This is a genomic window from Gordonibacter pamelaeae 7-10-1-b (assembly GCF_000210055.1).
Classification (GTDB): Bacteria; Actinomycetota; Coriobacteriia; order Coriobacteriales; family Eggerthellaceae; genus Gordonibacter; species Gordonibacter pamelaeae.
Genome location: NC_021021.1, coordinates 875,220 through 877,021, shown reverse-complemented (window position 1 = coordinate 877,021; position 1,802 = coordinate 875,220). Strand labels below are relative to the sequence as shown.

Annotated in this window: 3 protein-coding genes; 1 reads left to right on the top strand and 2 read right to left on the bottom strand. The window is 69.6% G+C overall.

Annotated features, from left to right (window positions below):
- A partial coding sequence (locus GPA_RS04165) for a histidine kinase (protein WP_041239052.1) occupies nt 1-772 on the bottom strand: 772 nt, incomplete at its 3' end.
- A gap of 129 nt (nt 773-901) precedes the next feature.
- Nucleotides 902-1,030: a hypothetical protein gene (locus GPA_RS20355; protein ID WP_015539028.1), complete on the bottom strand. Its 129-nt coding sequence runs from the start codon at nt 1,028-1,030 to the stop codon at nt 902-904.
- A 150-nt stretch (nt 1,031-1,180) separates the two neighbouring features.
- Between GPA_RS20355 and GPA_RS04160 the strand changes: the two genes are divergently transcribed.
- Nucleotides 1,181-1,802 (top strand): TlyA family RNA methyltransferase (locus GPA_RS04160; RefSeq protein ID WP_041240054.1); only part of this gene is annotated, 622 nt, incomplete at its 3' end.

Sequence of the window (1,802 nt, the reverse complement as noted above, 5' to 3'; positions counted from 1 at the left end):
CGTCGCCCGCAGCGCGCCCCAGGCCGCGCTCGAGGTTGCGGTTCAGGCGGTCGGCCGTGCGGCGCAGGGCCAGCTCGCGCAGGTAGGCGAGGTTCTTCTTGGAGAAGAAGTTCGCGAGCGCCGTCTCGGCGCGCTCGGCGCCGTAGATCTTGCCGCCCTCCAGACGCTCCACGAGGTCGTCGGGATCAAGGTCCACCAGCTCCACCGACGAGGCGTAGTCGAAGATGCGGTCGGGGATGCGCTCCTGCACCACCACCTCGGTGGTGGCGGACACCTTGTCGTTCAGGCTTTCCAGGTGCTGCACGTTCACGGTGGTGAAAACGTCGATGCCCGCGTGCAGCAGCTCTTCCACGTCGCGGTAGCGTTTGGCGTGGCGGCTGCCGGGGGCGTTCGTGTGGGCCAGCTCGTCCACGAGGATGAGGCCGGGCTTGCGCGCGAGGGCCGCGTCCACGTCGAACTCGCGCAGCGTGATGCCCTTGTACGGGATCTCGCGTACGGGCAGCTGCTCCAGGCCGTCCAGCAGCGCGAGCGTGTCGGGGCGCGTATGGGGCTCGATGTAGCCCACCACCACGTCGCGGCCGTGCTCCTTCGCCGCGTGGGCCGCCTCGAGCATGGCGTAGGTCTTGCCCACGCCGGCCGCGTAGCCGAAGAATATCTTGAGGCGGCCGCGCCGCTCGTTATCGCCGCGCGCGCAGGCGCCCGCGTCTGCTGCGATGGCCCGCAGCAGGTTGTCGGGGTTGGGCCGGATCGGCTCTGTCGAAGATGTCTCCATAGCGGGCCCATCATACGCCTGCGCCCATGAGCGCGGCGTTAAGGTCATGGTTCTGGCATTAAGAAAGCATGAAGATCGTGCGGTAGCGCGCTGCGGGCGGCGCGCTGCTCCGCTGCAGGGCGCCGCCCGCTACCAGGGAAGCCTGATGCGCCAGGCGCGGCCGGCACGCTCGACCAGCAGCAGGAACGAGACGAACGCTCCCGCTCCCGCAAGCGCTGCAATGCCCAGCAGCGCGAAGAGCAGGTCCAATGCCGACATGGCGAACTCCTTTCCCCGGTGCGCCTCTCAAGCTTAGCCAAGGGCGCGTTAAGACGCGCTGAAGAAGCCGGCGCCAGCGGTTAAGATCGCGTTAAGGCGCGCTGCGCGGCAGTGCGCGACGAGGCTGCCGCATGCGCTATACTGGTGCCCATGAAGAAGACGAGACTCGATACGCTGCTTGTTGAGCAGGGCTATTTTCCCGATGCGGATGCCGCGCTGCGCGCCGTGCTGGCGCACGAGGTGAAGGTGGACGGCGTGTACGCCACGAGCGCCGCCCTGAAGGTGGCGCCCGATGCCGAGATCAGGGTGCGCGGGCGGCGTCGGTTCGTGTCGCGGGGCGGGCACAAGCTGCAGGGCGCGCTCGACGCGTACGGGCAGGACGTGTCCGGCCTGCGCTGCATCGACATAGGCTCGTCCACCGGCGGCTTCACCGACTGCCTGCTGCAGGCCGGGGCGGCCAGCGTGGCCTGCGTCGACGTGAACTACGGCCAGCTGGCGTGGCGGCTTCGGCAGGATGGGCGCGTGGCCGTGTTCGAGCGCACGAACATCAAGCTGGCCGACCCCGCCGCGCTCGGCGCGCCGTTCGACGTGCTCGTGGCCGACTTGAGCTTCATCGGCCTGGCGCAGCTCGCGCCCGTGTTCGCGCGGCTCTCCCGGGAGGGAAGCGTGTTCCTGGGGCTGGTGAAGCCGCAGTTCGAGTCGCGCCCCGGCGAGGCGGAGGGCGGCGTGGTGCGCGACGAGACCGTGCGCGGGCGCGTGGTCGAGGAGGTGC

Excerpts from the sequence above, each read along its gene's own strand:
- GPA_RS20355 (WP_015539028.1), bottom strand. The coding sequence starts at position 1,030 with ATGTCGGCATTGGACCTGCTCTTCGCGCTGCTGGGCATTGCAGCGCTT.